At 40.8% G+C, this 12,282-nt stretch carries 14 protein-coding genes; 8 read left to right on the top strand and 6 right to left on the bottom strand.

Going from position 1 to position 12,282, the window contains the following annotated elements:
* Window positions 1–68 precede the first annotated feature (68 nt).
* Window positions 69–1,460 carry a 3-oxoacyl-ACP reductase gene (locus RR876_RS09865; protein WP_332477350.1) on the bottom strand — a complete coding sequence of 464 codons (1,392 nt, stop codon included), beginning with the start codon at window positions 1,458–1,460 and terminating at the stop codon, window positions 69–71.
* Between the two features lie 241 nt (window positions 1,461–1,701).
* Between RR876_RS09865 and RR876_RS09860 the strand changes: the two genes are divergently transcribed.
* On the top strand, window positions 1,702–3,219 hold the full coding sequence (locus RR876_RS09860; RefSeq protein WP_332477351.1) for an acetyl-CoA C-acetyltransferase: 1,518 nt from the start codon (window positions 1,702–1,704) through the stop codon (window positions 3,217–3,219).
* A 106-nt stretch (window positions 3,220–3,325) separates the two neighbouring features.
* Window positions 3,326–3,877 (top strand): hypothetical protein, encoded by a 552-nt coding sequence (locus tag RR876_RS09855; RefSeq protein ID WP_332477352.1) that lies wholly within the window; start codon window positions 3,326–3,328, stop codon window positions 3,875–3,877.
* A gap of 45 nt (window positions 3,878–3,922) precedes the next feature.
* Here RR876_RS09855 and aceI read toward each other — a convergent pair whose 3' ends face one another.
* Window positions 3,923–4,357 carry a chlorhexidine efflux PACE transporter AceI gene (gene aceI / locus RR876_RS09850; protein WP_062032662.1) on the bottom strand — a complete coding sequence of 145 codons (435 nt, stop codon included), beginning with the start codon at window positions 4,355–4,357 and terminating at the stop codon, window positions 3,923–3,925.
* Window positions 4,358–4,456: 99 nt separating this feature from the next.
* Here aceI and RR876_RS09845 point away from each other — a divergent pair, with 99 nt between their 5' ends.
* From RR876_RS09845 to RR876_RS09830, 4 genes are all read left to right on the top strand, one after another.
* Window positions 4,457–5,344: a LysR family transcriptional regulator gene (locus RR876_RS09845; RefSeq protein WP_126036754.1), complete on the top strand. Its 888-nt coding sequence runs from the start codon at window positions 4,457–4,459 to the stop codon at window positions 5,342–5,344.
* Between the two features lie 92 nt (window positions 5,345–5,436).
* A complete protein-coding gene (gene tal, locus RR876_RS09840) occupies window positions 5,437–6,423 on the top strand; it encodes a transaldolase (protein ID WP_332477353.1) in 987 nt (328 codons plus the stop codon).
* Window positions 6,424–6,493: 70 nt separating this feature from the next.
* Window positions 6,494–7,144: a leucine efflux protein LeuE gene (gene leuE, locus RR876_RS09835; RefSeq protein ID WP_004696909.1), complete on the top strand. Its 651-nt coding sequence runs from the start codon at window positions 6,494–6,496 to the stop codon at window positions 7,142–7,144.
* A gap of 125 nt (window positions 7,145–7,269) precedes the next feature.
* Complete coding sequence (locus RR876_RS09830) at window positions 7,270–8,445, top strand: benzoate/H(+) symporter BenE family transporter (protein WP_332477354.1); 1,176 nt, start codon at window positions 7,270–7,272, stop codon at window positions 8,443–8,445.
* Between the two features lie 66 nt (window positions 8,446–8,511).
* Here RR876_RS09830 and RR876_RS09825 read toward each other — a convergent pair whose 3' ends face one another.
* The 3 genes from RR876_RS09825 to RR876_RS09815 all read right to left on the bottom strand — a co-directional run bounded on the left by RR876_RS09825 (window position 8,512) and on the right by RR876_RS09815 (window position 10,515).
* A complete protein-coding gene (locus RR876_RS09825) occupies window positions 8,512–9,069 on the bottom strand; it encodes a TetR/AcrR family transcriptional regulator (protein WP_332477355.1) in 558 nt (185 codons plus the stop codon).
* A 5-nt stretch (window positions 9,070–9,074) separates the two neighbouring features.
* Window positions 9,075–9,419, bottom strand: coding sequence for an SMR family transporter (locus tag RR876_RS09820; protein ID WP_005401176.1), 345 nt, complete (start codon window positions 9,417–9,419; stop codon window positions 9,075–9,077).
* An 82-nt stretch (window positions 9,420–9,501) separates the two neighbouring features.
* Window positions 9,502–10,515 (bottom strand): alpha/beta hydrolase, encoded by a 1,014-nt coding sequence (locus RR876_RS09815; RefSeq protein WP_332477356.1) that lies wholly within the window; start codon window positions 10,513–10,515, stop codon window positions 9,502–9,504.
* A 302-nt stretch (window positions 10,516–10,817) separates the two neighbouring features.
* Between RR876_RS09815 and RR876_RS09810 the strand changes: the two genes are divergently transcribed.
* Both RR876_RS09810 and RR876_RS09805 read left to right on the top strand, forming a co-directional pair.
* Window positions 10,818–11,261, top strand: a complete 444-nt coding sequence (locus RR876_RS09810; RefSeq protein WP_010326835.1) for a universal stress protein — start codon at window positions 10,818–10,820, stop codon at window positions 11,259–11,261.
* An 84-nt stretch (window positions 11,262–11,345) separates the two neighbouring features.
* Complete coding sequence (locus RR876_RS09805; protein ID WP_332477357.1) at window positions 11,346–11,789, top strand: universal stress protein; 444 nt, start codon at window positions 11,346–11,348, stop codon at window positions 11,787–11,789.
* 66 nt (window positions 11,790–11,855) lie between these two features.
* Here RR876_RS09805 and RR876_RS09800 read toward each other — a convergent pair whose 3' ends face one another.
* Window positions 11,856–12,071: a hypothetical protein gene (locus RR876_RS09800; RefSeq protein ID WP_004696898.1), complete on the bottom strand. Its 216-nt coding sequence runs from the start codon at window positions 12,069–12,071 to the stop codon at window positions 11,856–11,858.
* Window positions 12,072–12,282 lie beyond the last annotated feature (211 nt).

Below are 12,282 nucleotides of genomic sequence, written 5' to 3'. Positions count from 1 at the left end.
ATGCCATCCCATTTATAATATAAAGAATTTATCCCCCTCTAAAGGAGAGATAAATTCAAGCTTTTAAATTAAGCACCCAACAAGCTCTGACCACAAACGCGTACCACGTTGCCGTTTAAACCAGTCGATGCTGTCGCTGCAAATAAAGCAATGGTTTCAGCAACATCTACAGGTAAACCACCTTGGCTCATCGAGTTCATACGGCGGCCCGCTTCGCGGATTGCAAATGGAATCGCAGCAGTCATTTGCGTTTCAATGAAACCTGGCGCAACCGCATTGATGGTAATACCATTCGTCAACGTTGGAGCAGTAAATTTAACTACACCAATGACACCTGCTTTCGACACAGCATAGTTAGTTTGACCTAAGTTGCCTGCAATACCTGAAATTGATGATACACAAACAATACGGCCATTGGCATTTAAACCGTCGTTCGCAAGTAAATAATCATTTACACGTTCAATCGCAGACAAGTTAATGTTAATCACCAAATCCCAAAGCTCAGGCTTCATATTTGCCAAAGTTTTGTCACGAGTAATACCTGCGTTATGCACGATGATGTCTAAACCGCCTTGAGCAGCTGCCGCAGCTTTGATTTTTTCACCGGCATCGTTTGCTGTGATATCAATTGCCAGTGTTGAACCACCGATCTCACCTGCAACACGGTCAAGATCTGCTTGCTGCTGTGGTACGTCTAAACAAATCACATGCGCGCCATCACGTGCCAAGACATGCGCAATCGCTTCACCAATACCACGGCTCGCACCTGTTACTACAGCAGTTTTACCTGCCAGTGGTTTAGCCCAGTCTACATCTACAACAGCAGCTTTAGATACGCGAATCACTTGACCAGATACATAAGCAGAACGTGGAGATGCTGCAAAACGTAAAGTTGACTCAAGATTTTCTTCCGCACCTGCATCCACATAGATCAAATGTGCTGCAACACCCTTTTTAAACTCTTTACCGACTGACTTCACGAAGCCTTCAAGCGCGCGCTGTGCAATCGCTTTTTTCACGCTACCCGCAGTTTCAGGTGTCGTACCTATCACAATCACACGACCAGAATCAGCCACTTGACGTGCGATAGGATTAAAGAAGTTATATAATTCATTGAGTTGTTCTGATGACTCAATGCCTGATGCATCAAAAATAACAACTTTGAATTTAGACTCTTTGTCGCCTGCATTAAATGCACTTAAGTTTAAGCCCACTTGAGCCGCAACTTGTTGTAACTGTGTATTGTTACCTGCATAGCTATTAGCGTGAACATTTGCCAACACTTGCGCAATTGCACCAGACAATGAACTGTTTGTTGCTGCACCCAGTAAAACAGCACCTTTAATAACAGGCGTTGCTGACTCAAAACGGTCTAAAAAAGTTGGTGCAGGTAAACCCAAATTTTTAATGACAAATTTACCAATTGGAGATTTTGCAAAAGTTTGGTATTGATCAGTCATGTTTTTTATCTCTCATACAAATTAATTGTTGATGGATTCAAAGATATCCTTTTAACTTCAAAGTGATGTCTAGAGTCTTATATTTCAATAGTTCCATCGGTTTCTATAGAATCATACTTGAGTTATAGATGATATGTCTTGACCTGAAAGCCTGTTGCAATGTCATTCTAGTCAATTCAGCCCTTTTTATAATATGCTAATGTACACCCTAAGAATAGATTAACATGCTTGGAAAAGCCTTATGAGCAAAACAACTCAAGAAAATCCAGCAGTGGAAAATTCTGCTACGGAAACTGTGTCAAATACATCAAAAAGTACATCTCGTAGAACTAAAAGTACTGGCACAACAACCCAATCAGTAAATAATTCAACTAAGCCGACTCGCACTCGTGCTGCGTCAACTCGTAGTAAAAGCCCCGCTTCTTCTACAAATGCTTCAAAACCAAAAACTCAAACTGCTGTTCAACAGGATCAAACCATGAGTCAAAACACTGTTCGCCGCGTAGCTATTATCGGTGGTAACCGTATACCTTTCGCTCGCTCAAATGGCGCATATTTCACCGCTTCTAATACAGATATGTTCACAGCAGCGCTAAACGGTCTTGTTGAACGTTTTAACCTTCAAGGTCAACGCCTTGGTGAAGTGGTTGCTGGTGCGGTACTTAAACACAGCCGTGACTTTAACATGACCCGTGAATGTGTACTAAACACTGCACTTGCACCAGAAACACCTGCTTACGATATTCAGCAAGCATGTGGTACGGGTTTACAAGCAGCGTTCTTAGTTGCCAACAAAATCGCACTGGGCCAAATTGAAGTGGGTGTTGCTGGTGGTGTAGATACGACTTCTGATGCACCAATTGCATTTGGTGATGGTTTACGTAAAGCATTGCTTGAACTCAACATTGCAAAAACAGGTAAAGACCGTTTAAAAGCTTTAACCAAAATCAACCTAAAAGACTTGATGGATGCGCCGAAAAATGGTGAGCCACGCACAGGTCTTTCTATGGGTGATCACCAAGCCATTACTGCGCTTGAATGGGGTATTGCACGTGAAGCGCAAGACGAACTTGCTGCATCTTCACACCAAAAAATGGCTGCGGCTTATGAAGAAGGTTTCTTCGATGACCTGATCACACCATTCTTAGGTTTAGAGCGTGATAACAACTTACGTGCTGACTCTACTGTTGAAAAACTTGCTAAGCTCAAACCAGCTTTTGGTAAAGGCGATGCGCGTACCATGACCGCGGGTAACTCAACCCCACTTACGGATGGTGCGTCTTGTGTGCTTTTAGCATCTGAGGAATGGGCAAAAGCAAACGGTCACGAAGTGCTTGCTTACTTAACCTTCCAAGAGACAGCTGCTGTTGATTTCGTTGAGAAAAAAGAAGGCCTATTGATGGCACCTGCTTATGCAGTTCCACGTATGCTTGAGCGTGCTGGCATTAAACTTCAAGACTTCGACTACTACGAAATTCATGAAGCATTTGCATCGCAAGTTCTTTCAACGTTGAAAGCTTGGGAAGATCCAAAATTCTGTAAAGACCGTTTAGGTTTAGATGCTCCACTCGGTTCAATTGACCGCACTAAACTTAACGTAAAAGGTTCTTCACTTGCAGCAGGTCACCCATTTGCTGCAACGGGTGGCCGTATCATTGCTACTGCTGCGAAGTTGATTAACCAAAAAGGCTCAGGTCGCGTACTTGTTTCAATTTGTGCTGCTGGCGGCCAAGGTGTAACGGCAATTATTGAAAAATAATCTCGCCTTCGCAGTTAAAAAGCACCTCTTTTGAGGTGCTTTTTAACTGGTCATAATGATCAGTTCAATCTATAAATAAAAACATAAAATAACCAAATACAAAACTATGCGAAATTCATCCCCATTATTGGCTTATCTCAATACACCGATTCCCTATTATTATTTTTACCTCATTCCCTTAGGACTAGCACTCCTTGTGGTCAGTTTTGATGTTCACTTTCAAGGCGTGTTTCCAAGTACCAACACATCCAACTTGTCCAGTCCACATAAATTTCTCAATGACTTTTTTGCTATATGTACTTTCATCTGTATTGCCCTTATTTTTATCAATTATTTTCGTCTACAGCTCAATAGACAACAAGTCCAACACATTAAACAACACTACGCAAAACTGAATACACATCAACGTTCAATGTTTAGCCCGCTAGGCTTATTGTTTTTTACTTTTATGTTGCTCTTTTTCTGTTTAAGCTGGTTTTTGATCAGTGATGAAATCCCACACACAGATTCCAGTACAAAGAAAGGCGCAACCATGGTCTATCTAAAAAGCTTTGCACATCCATATATTAGCGCTGTAGTGAATAGCTTACACTATGCCCTCACGGTTCTTTTTGTCTTGATGATCCCTTATATTTTCAATGTCAGAAAATTCACATAAGAATCGCTGCACATTAAAAAGCCACGACATTGCGTGGCTTAATTTTTAATTTGAATATTGTGCTTCAGGTTGAATACCCAATTTCGCCTCCAGCATGTCATAACACCACTGGAAGATAAAGGTATAAACCAAAATACACATGGTTAAACTGAAGTCGAGTACGATGGCTTGCCAAATACTCATTTGCATTGCATATGCGACCATTGGGATGGTTGCAAGCATCAAACCACCTTCAAAACCAATCGCGTGAAGAACACGCACGCCGATGGTTCTTTTTAGCTTTCTTTTCGCTTCAAACTTTTCAAAAAAATGGTTAAACACCATATTCCATATGACCGAAGTGACTGCCATGGCGATACCAAGTACACCTGTGACTTCTAAAGGCATATGGAATATGAAACTTAAGGCAACAGCAATGATCACCAATAGGATGATTTCATAGCTGAGTGCATGAATAATCCTTCTTTTGGAAATCAACATTTTTAATTACTCTTTCATGATTGGATGTTGGCTATTTTATTTTTATAATATTGATTAATCGAGTTAGGTTCTTTCAACAGAATTGAAAGATGGGAAATTATGAATATCAATCAAGAGCAACTGATTATTTTTAAAACCGTGATTGAGTCTGGCTCATTTTCAGCCGCTGCACGCAAGTTGGGTAAAGTACCATCGGCCGTGAGTATGTCAATTGCTAACTTGGAAATAGACTTAAACTTACAACTCTTCTTACGTGAAGGACGTGAGCCCACAGCAACTGCGCAAGCCCTAACCTTGTATGAAAAGACCGAGCAACTACTGACCGAAATGAACCAATGGAAGCAACATGCCTATGCCCTAAGCCACGGTTTGGAGTCCTCGCTCAACATTGTAGTGGTATCTGAACTGCTGCATATGCAATGGATCGACTACATCGCGATATTAGAGGCCGAATTTCCCAGTCTACAAATCAATATTTTTTCTGCACCTCAAGAAGATGCACAGAAAATGTTACTCAACGGCACAGCACAACTGGCGCTGATGTTTGAACGTGAGCAACTGGAAAGCAGTGAACAGTTTGTAGAATTAAAACTCGAAACTTTAGTTCCCGTCGCGAATAAGGACTTTATTCTGGCGCAATTTCCACAAGTCAGCTTTGAACAAATTCAACATAGCCGTCAAATCGTGGTTGCCAGTCGCGATAAAAGCATTAAGCCAGAATTGCTCTATTCCAAACAGTATTGGCGGACAGACAACCATCACTCAGCTTGCGCCTTAATCATGCAAAACTTTGGTTGGGGTGTTTTACCCTTAGAAATGTTGAATGAAAACCCTCAGCTCAAAACTCAGCTCAAAATATTAGATCTGCTGGATTTCACACCGAAGTTTGAATATTTTGTGGACTTGGTCTGGAGTCGCGAAAGTGAATTGGGCGCAGCTGCGCGTTTTTTAATCCAATACATCCGAAATCAACGTAAAAAAGTATAATAACTGCTGTTAAAACGTCCGAATCTACTTGGGTTAAAAGCAGTTTATGTTATAAATAATTTACGGGTAATAACTTTAAGAACGAACAATCAATGACACAAACAGCATTAAACCAATTAAAAAGCTTAACCACCATTGTTGCCGACAGTAGCGATTTAGCGGCGATTAACCAATTTCGCCCGCTCGATGCAACCACCAATCCATCCCTAATTACAGCCGCTGCAAGTCAACCTGAAAATAAAGAGTTGATTGAAGACGCTTTCGCTCAAGCCAAAGCTGAAGGCTTTGAAGATGACTTACTTATTGAACGCACAATCGACATTCTTACCGTCAAATTTGGTGTTGAAATTCTCAAGTTGATTGAAGGTCGTGTTTCCACAGAAGTGGATGCCGCGCTGTCTTATGATACCAATGCCACCATCGAAAAAGCAAAAGAGCTGTTGGCGCTATATAAAAATTACGGCGTAGATCAAGATCGTATTTTAATTAAAATTGCTTCGACATGGGCAGGCATTCAAGCAGCGAAAGTGCTGGAAGCTGAAGGCATCCATACCAACTTAACGCTTTTGTTTGGTGTGCATCAAGCACATGCTTGTGCGGAAGCGAATGTCACTTTAATCTCACCTTTTGTTGGACGTATTTTAGATTGGTACAAAAAGGCCGAAGGCGTGGACAGCTATCCCGTTGAAAAAGACCCTGGCGTACTCTCTGTGAAGCAAATTTACCAGTTCTATAAAGCACATGCGGTTAAAACAGAAATTATGGGTGCAAGCTTCCGTAGTATTGACCAAGTGTTGGGGCTAGCTGGCTGTGACCTGCTGACTGTTGCGCCTAATTTATTGGCTGCACTTGAGCAAGACACGCGTGAAGTCAAAGTGCAGTTATCTGCAAGTGATGTTATGCCTGCGACAGCACCACTTAACTCACTCAGTGAAACTGAGTTTAGAGATCAAATTGAACATGACCTCATGGCAACGCAACTGCTACAAGGGGGGATTGATGGATTTATTAAAGCTCGTCAACAACTGAACACACTGTTACGTCAGTCTTTTGGTTTAGATGAAGAAATTTCAGCTTAACTTGATTTTTCTTCTTTTAAAAGCCGATTTTGTTATCATGCAACATCGGCTTTTTTATTGAGAATGCGTTGTGTTTGGTATTATCGACATCGGTACTTATATCATCGGTACAATTCTAATTGTGATTTTGCCAGGTCCAAATTCTCTTTATGTGATGTCTATCGCCTCACGATTTGGTATTAAGACGGGTTACTGGGGTGCGTTGGGTGTTTTCACGGGTGATTTGATTCTCATTCTATGTACCGTGCTGGGTGCAGCATCTCTTTTACATGCTTTTCCTTGGCTGTTTATTTTATTAAAAATTGTTGGTGCACTGTACCTGTCATACTTGGGTATAAAGCTCTTGATTGCAGGAGTCAAAACGTGGAACTCCAGCCCACAACAGCTTGCAGCAAGTACAGACCAGAGCACATTACAAACCTTACATCCTTTTCGTTCAGCACTGACCATTAGCCTTTTAAACCCAAAAGCCATTTTGTTTTATCTGTCTTTTTTTGTGCAGTTTGTCGACCCAAATTATGCTTACCCAGCACTGAGCTTTGCCTTACTTTCCATTATTCTGCAAATCATCAGTATGGCCTATCTTAGTATCCTGATTTTTTCAGGTATTAAGCTGGCGAGCTATTTCAACCGACAGTTCAAAGTTGCCGCTGTCGCAGTGGCGACCGTCGGTCTGCTGTTTTGTGGCTTCGGCTTAAAACTGGCGCTTTCCACATTGTAATTTTCGTGAATAATCTCATTATTTTCGATAAAAAATCCATCATGTGCTGTTTTCTTTTTCAAGAACCAGCGTATGATCCTTGAACAATAGTAATTTTCACTCATTCAAATTATGTTTTGATCTTCATGCAAAAATTATTTCAAGATTTCTCAGTTCCAGCAGTATTCGCAGGTTTTATTACCTTCCTCATTGGCATTAGTGTCTCTTCCGTCTTGGTCATTCAGTCCGCCCAAGTCTTAGGTGCAAATACCGCGCAAATCAACTCATGGTTCTGGGCTTTAGGTCTGGGTATTGGTTTGAGTGGCCTGCTTTTATCTTGGAAACTTAAATATCCTGTATCGACCTCATGGTCTACAGCGGCACTGGCCTTAATTATTGCTACAGGCAGTGGTTATAGTTTGCATGAAGCAATTGGCGCATTTTTGGTCTGTGGTTTAGTTACCGCCATTTTGGGCTTTTTCGGTATCTTTGAAAAAGTACTGACGTATATCCCGCAAAACCTAACCAGTGCCATGCTGGCAGGTGTGTTGTTGAAGTTTGGTATTTCATTGTTCGCCAGTATGCAAGACCATTGGGGTTTTATTTTATCCATGCTGGTGGCTTATATTGTTTCTAAGCGACTTACCCCACGTTATTGCATTGTCATTACAGTCATTGCAGGCTTATTACTCTGCCCGTTATTCTTAGACTTCCATACGCCTCAAATCACATGGAGCCTAGCGCAACCTGTTTGGATGGCACCTGAGTTCAGCATGTCTGCTATTTTAGGTTTAGCGCTGCCTTTGTTTGTAATCAATATGGCATCGCAGTACTTACCGGGTATTGCCATGATTAAAAGCTATGGCTATAACCCCCACGTCAATCAACTGATTGGATGGACAGGTACTGCTCAAGCCTTACTCGCACCCTTTGGCTGTTATAGTGTCAATACCGCCGCAATTAGTGCAGCTGTCAGTTTAGATGAACAAGTTCACCCTGATCCATCGAAACGCTATATTGCTGGGATGAGCTGTGGTTTTTTCTACATATTAATGGGACTATTCGCAGCAACCCTGACCAGCCTTTTACTGTCTTTCCCTGCAATCTTTATTACAGCCTTGGCTGGTATTGCCTTGTTTGGCACGATTAGTCATAACATCGCGATTGCATTTGAAGCGGTATCAGACCGTGAGGCAGCCCTCATGACATTCTTATTCAGCGCATCTGGGGTACAGTTCTTTGGCATTGGTTCTGCCTTTTGGGGACTACTCTTTGGTTTTGCAGTTATGTTTATATTTAAGTTTAAAGCCAAAAAAGTTTAAGCCTTCATATAAAAAAGCACCCTCTATGGGTGCTTTTTTATTTTCAAATATTGCTAACTTGAAAAATTAATGCTGATAACTTCGTTGAATCAATTCTTGCTTAAGCTGCATCGTCTCAGACAGATTTTCCACCTCGGTAAATGCTGTGAGCCAAATGCCATCTGCAGCATAACGCAGAATTTTAAGCTCCAAATCATTGTCTGTATCCTGATGTCGAGCCAAACGTTTCTCAAGCCACTCAATCCAATACTCATTAAAGGTACGATCCGTCAGCATGATCATCGAAATAGCTGACCAAGAATGCTCTAAACCTAGCACCTGCTTTTCCAAAGTAATTTCAATATAGGCTCGGGTAAAGCAACCATAACGATCACGGTCTCGACTAATCAACTCATCAACAACACGATCTAATTGTTCAAGCTGTTCCACAACCATCGCTTCTAGTAGCTTTTTTTTGTTTGGAAAATGATGAAAAACACCGCCCTTACTCACACCAACCAAATCAGCCACAGCTTGTATAGAAACCCCAGTCACGCCTTTTTCAGCAGCCAAACAGATCGCATGTTGTAGAATACTTTGGCGAACCTGTTCCGGTGCCTTTTTACGTGAACTTGCTTGTTGCATCGAACTTAATGCCCTGTTGAATTTGAAAATAAGTTAATCACGACCACACCAGAAACAATCAGTGCAATACCGATCATTGCTGCGAAATCTAGACTCTGTCGGAAAACAAAGTAACCAATCAGAGCGGTTAAAACAATACCAACACCCGCCCAAATCGCATAAGCAATACCCAATGGAATCACTTTAATCACTTGAGACAATAAATAAAATGCCAACGAAAATAGAACCACTACCGCTAGTGAGGGTAATAGCTTGGTAAAACCTTCCGACTTTACCAAAAAAGTCGAACCAATCACTTCAGAAATAATTGCCATCGCCAGCAATGCATAAGCCATTAATATAGGATTCATCAGAAACTCAATCACAAACATACCGAACGGTCGGTATGTTATTAAAATACTAAAAATTAAACAAGTCTTTCTGTATACTTTTTTATTTTGTTTTAGTCGGCATTGAGGTCTGTTTTATAAAATCAATAGTTCGATCAAAGGTGAGCTGGCTGGCTTGTTTACTCATCATAAACTGATATTCATGCACCAAAAACTCCTTAGAGTCTGGATAGAAAGCCTCTGTGACTGCAACCTGATGCTGCTTTAACACCTCGACGAAAGGTAAAGACTGGCTCTTGGTTAAAAAGTCTTTATTTCCTCCACTGATAAAGACAGGTGGATACTGTGACGTAATATGTTCAATGGTTGAAATCGACTTTAAAAAAGCTGCATCTTCTTTACGCTCCCCTGTATAAGCTTGAACCAAGTTATAGACACCCCATTCAATAAGCCTGAGTTCCTCGGGTGCGGTATTCACAAAGCGATATAAGTCATAAATACCACAGTGCAAAATTAGCCCTTTAAGGTGTTTCGGCTGAATGCTCGGCTTAAAATTGGATGCTTGAGCAAATGCGGGATTCGTCAAAAGCGCAGCATAATGACTGGCAATATTGGCTCCAGCAGAGTCTCCTGCTAGATACAGTTGGTTCGGGTTAATATGATACTGAGCAGCATTTAATTGTAAGAAATTCAGTGCATGATCGACTTGCTGTAACTGAGTGGGATAAATAGCCTCAGGTGCAAACTGATACTGTACAGAGACCACGTTAAATCCTTGATTGGCCAAAAGTTTGAAATAACCTCGCGCATGCTCTTTTGACCCCGAAACCCATCCGCCGCCATGAATCCAAACCACTGTGGGCACTGCGTTTAATTGTTCAATATTTTTGGGTTGATAAATGTCAACATTCAGCTCAGGGCTAGCTTGATATGGAATATTATTGTGTACGATGACATCGGGAGGCGCAAAGCGATCCAGCATTTTCATTTGAATATTAGTTGCTGTGTTAAATGTACCCGCAATCAGTTTGGTGTTCTTTTCTACACTTTGACAGGCGCTCAATAGCACAATCATGAAAACAGCACTAAGCACTTTTATTATTGGTTGAAAAATCATACTGTTCGGCCCCATCCTTTTTTCAAATGATTCTAATACAATCCCTATCACATCGCATGATTAAACAGACCTCATTTCAGCCTCACTTAAACACCAGAAGCATCTTTTAAAGAATATCGCATTAAATCTGAAACTTGAGTTTTTCACTCAAGATTTTGGACACGTAAATCGGCATTTACTTGCATTATTTTCTTTTAATTTCATGAATTTTCAATTTTTAGCCCGATCAAAATTGAACATTTAATGGCAGTGTGTTATCAATAAATCAAGAACTAAATCTTATACAAAAAGGAGTCCCTCTGATGGCTTACCAACATATTTTAGTCCCTGTTGACGGTTCACAAATTTCTTTTTCTGCGGTTAAGCAAGCGGCTGAAATTGCCAAAGTTTTTGGCAGTCAACTTACATTGATTAGCTTAGTCGCTGAGGACCCACTCAAAGATGCCGATTTTTACTATACTTCTCCAATCATGAAAGACTATTTCATACAAGCCTATAACAATGCTGAGAAAGCCCTTCAGGATGCTGTTCAAATTGCACAAGAACAAGGTGTAACAGCACAATCTAAAATCATTAAAGGTGAAGTCTCTGAAGATGCTGTGGTCGAAACAGCAACTTCACTGAAAAATGACCTGATTGTAATGGGTTCACATGGTCGTAAAGGCTTTCAAAAATTCCTATTAGGCAGCTTTGCTCAAGATGTTCTCAAGTCTACTGAGCTCCCAGTTCTCATTGTTAAAGCTTAATCAACCATAACGCGTCTTTATGTGAGCTGATTTCGCATGTACTGCAAATGATTCGCATAAAGATGCACCCTTAAGGAGAAGATAATGAGCTACAAACACATTTTAGTTGCGGTCGATGAATCACCCATGTCTTATGCTGCGGTTGAACAAGCACTTGAGTTGGCCAAAGATTTAAATAGTCGTGTGACGCTCATGAGCGTGATTGCGGTCGATCCATTTGTCGGAGTCGACTTCTATAAAGTTGCACCAGCCATTACCGACTATTTCCTACATGCTGAAAAAGTCGCTCAAGAGCGTTTAGCCGAAGTTAAGCTGTCATTTGACCGTGATGAAATTGAAGTAGCTACCAAAGTGATCCGCGGCATCTCTCCTTCTGAAGGTATTATTCATGTGGCCGATGAAGTCGGTGCAGACCTGATTTTGATGGGCTCACATGGCCGTACAGGCTTTAAAAAGATGATGTTAGGCAGTGTGGCGCAAAATGTTCTCACGCAGTCTCCGATACCTGTGCTGATCGTAAAAGTTTAAGTATTATTTTAAATAAAAAAGACTGCCGAAGCAGTCTTTTTTATTTGGCAGAATTCGTTCACTTCATTAGCTTTTACTAATCTGCTGATGCAAATTTTGCAAATAATGCTCTGCTGCCGACTGTTGCATAAAAGTTTTTTGAAATAAACCCGAAGCCTGATGGTTATGCGGACTATACTCAACATTGACTTGAAATGTTCCTAGTTCAGCGCTTTTCGCAATACGAATAGCAATAATATGAACGGTATTTAAATAAAACCCATCTTCAATTTTAACTAACATATCTGTTTACACTCTACATGTTTATCTGCCCAATAGCCTGTATACATAAGCCGAAAAAAATACAGAATATTGAGCTAATCATCTGTTATGCCATAACATTATACCCATAAAATGCGATTTATTTCACACTATTCACATGAATATTCATTATTTATAAAAATATTAATGTGCACTCTTCATGCTGTCATTCTTCAGTTTGCATAAAAAAAGC

It is taken from the genome of Acinetobacter sp. (genome assembly GCF_036666595.1).
Classification (GTDB): domain Bacteria; phylum Pseudomonadota; class Gammaproteobacteria; order Pseudomonadales; family Moraxellaceae; genus Acinetobacter.
This window is presented reverse-complemented; position numbering and strand designations above follow the sequence as displayed.